The sequence below is a fragment of the Bacillus thermozeamaize genome (assembly GCA_002159075.1).
Taxonomy (GTDB): domain Bacteria; phylum Bacillota; class Bacilli; order ZCTH02-B2; family ZCTH02-B2; genus Bacillus_BB; species Bacillus_BB thermozeamaize.
On record LZRT01000044.1, the window covers coordinates 1 to 1,656 of the forward strand.

The window sequence follows — 1,656 nt, forward strand, 5'->3', positions numbered from 1 at the left end:
CGGGACGGACGCACCGCTGGTGTACCAGTTGTTTCGCCAGGAGCACCGCTGAGTAGCCAAGTGCGGAAGGGATAAGCGCTGAAAGCATCTAAGCGCGAAGCCCGCCCCGAGATGAGATTTCCCACTCCGTCAAGGAGGTAAGACCCCTGGGAGAACACCAGGTCGATAGGCCCGGGGTGGAAGCGCGGCAACGCGTGGAGCTGACGGGTACTAATCGGTCGAGGGCTTATCCTTGCCTTGCCCTGCTTCAAGCTTCCCATCCGGTTTTCAGGGCGCAAGACGCCCAAGCGTGCTGCGCCCGACAGCCGGTCTGGTGGTGATGGCGGAGGGGAAACACCCGTTCCCATTCCGAACACGGCCGTTAAGCCCTCCAGCGCCGATGGTACTTGGACCGGGAGGTCCTGGGAGAGTAGGACGCTGCCAGGCCGGCTGATTTTATGATATAATTTTAAATAGAAAACACCCCCGAACCGATCGGCTCGTTCCCCGATAGCTCAGCTGGTAGAGCACTCGGCTGTTAACCGAGGAGTCACAGGTTCGAGTCCTGTTCGGGGAGCCATACACAAGCTCCCATAGCTCAGTAGGTAGAGTGCATCCATGGTAAGGATGAGGTCACCGGTTCGAGCCCGGTTGGGAGCTCCACTTTATCTATAATGATCTTTTATATATAGATACGTGTAAGCGTTGCTATGGCCCGTTGGTCAAGTGGTTAAGACACCTCCCTTTCACGGAGGTAACAGGGGTTCGAATCCCCTACGGGTCACCATGGAGGCTTAGCTCAGCCGGGAGAGCGTCTGCCTTACAAGCAGAAGGTCGGCGGTTCGACCCCGTCAGCCTCCACCAGGAAGAAGCCGTGTTGTCGGGTTGACGTTCGCTGGGGATTAGCCAAGCGGTAAGGCAACGGACTTTGACTCCGTCATTCCCAGGTTCGAATCCTGGATCCCCAGCCACCTTTCCTTTATCCAGGCGCGTCCGGGAAGTCGCCGGACCGCGCGGAAAGCCGCGGCACCGGGACGAAAGGGACGCGAAGCAGCGTTGCTTTTGGCTCTGCGCGTGTGGCGGAATTGGCAGACGCACCAGACTTAGGATCTGGCGGGAAACCGTGGGGGTTCAAATCCCTCCACGCGCACCAGGAACATCAAAACCCTTGACGGCCAAGGGTTTTTTGTTTGCGGCGCCGGCCGTGTTGCCAGGAATCGCATTTGATTTTTGCCGATTTTTTTGGTACATTATTTACTGTCGCATTCGAAGATGCGGCTTTGTCGGGCAAGGATGCGTACCCCAATCTGCGGACGTGGCTCAGTGGTAGAGCATCGCCTTGCCAAGGCGAGGGTCGCGGGTTCGAGTCCCGTCGTCCGCTCCATTCCTCAACCTTTCCATACTTTTTTCGCCGCGCGTGCCCTTAGCTCAGCTGGATAGAGCGTTTGACTACGAATCAAAAGGTCGGGAGTTCGAGTCTCTCAGGGCACGCCATTCTTTTCGGCAAAAACGGGACGTAGCTCAGCTTGGCAGAGCACCTGGTTTGGGACCAGGGGGTCGCATGTTCGAATCATGTCGTCCCGACCACCATAAAGGGAACGCGGGTGTAGTTTAGTGGTAAAACCACAGCCTTCCAAGCTGTTGTCGTGGGTTCGATTCCCATCACCCGCTCCATGG

The 1,656-nt window shown here is 57.4% G+C and carries 10 tRNA genes and 2 rRNA genes; all 12 read left to right on the forward strand.

From position 1 onward, the window contains the following. Positions 1-234, forward strand: a 23S ribosomal RNA gene (locus tag BAA01_11840); the annotation flags it as partial. Positions 235-309: 75 nt separating this feature from the next. Then, positions 310-426, forward strand: a 5S ribosomal RNA gene (gene rrf, locus BAA01_11845). A gap of 57 nt (positions 427-483) precedes the next feature. After that, positions 484-559, forward strand: a tRNA-Asn gene (locus BAA01_11850). Between the two features lie 7 nt (positions 560-566). After that, positions 567-642, forward strand: a tRNA-Thr gene (locus BAA01_11855). Positions 643-691: 49 nt separating this feature from the next. Beyond that, a tRNA-Glu gene (locus BAA01_11860) sits at positions 692-766 on the forward strand. 1 nt (position 767) lies between these two features. Continuing rightward, a tRNA-Val gene (locus BAA01_11865) sits at positions 768-843 on the forward strand. 32 nt (positions 844-875) lie between these two features. Beyond that, positions 876-950 (forward strand) — tRNA-Gln (locus tag BAA01_11870). A 99-nt stretch (positions 951-1,049) separates the two neighbouring features. After that, a tRNA-Leu gene (locus BAA01_11875) sits at positions 1,050-1,132 on the forward strand. A 156-nt stretch (positions 1,133-1,288) separates the two neighbouring features. After that, a tRNA-Gly gene (locus BAA01_11880) sits at positions 1,289-1,363 on the forward strand. Between the two features lie 33 nt (positions 1,364-1,396). Continuing rightward, positions 1,397-1,473 (forward strand) — tRNA-Arg (locus tag BAA01_11885). Positions 1,474-1,489: 16 nt separating this feature from the next. Then, positions 1,490-1,566 (forward strand) — tRNA-Pro (locus tag BAA01_11890). A 13-nt stretch (positions 1,567-1,579) separates the two neighbouring features. Beyond that, positions 1,580-1,653: transfer RNA gene (locus tag BAA01_11895), tRNA-Gly, on the forward strand. Positions 1,654-1,656 lie beyond the last annotated feature (3 nt).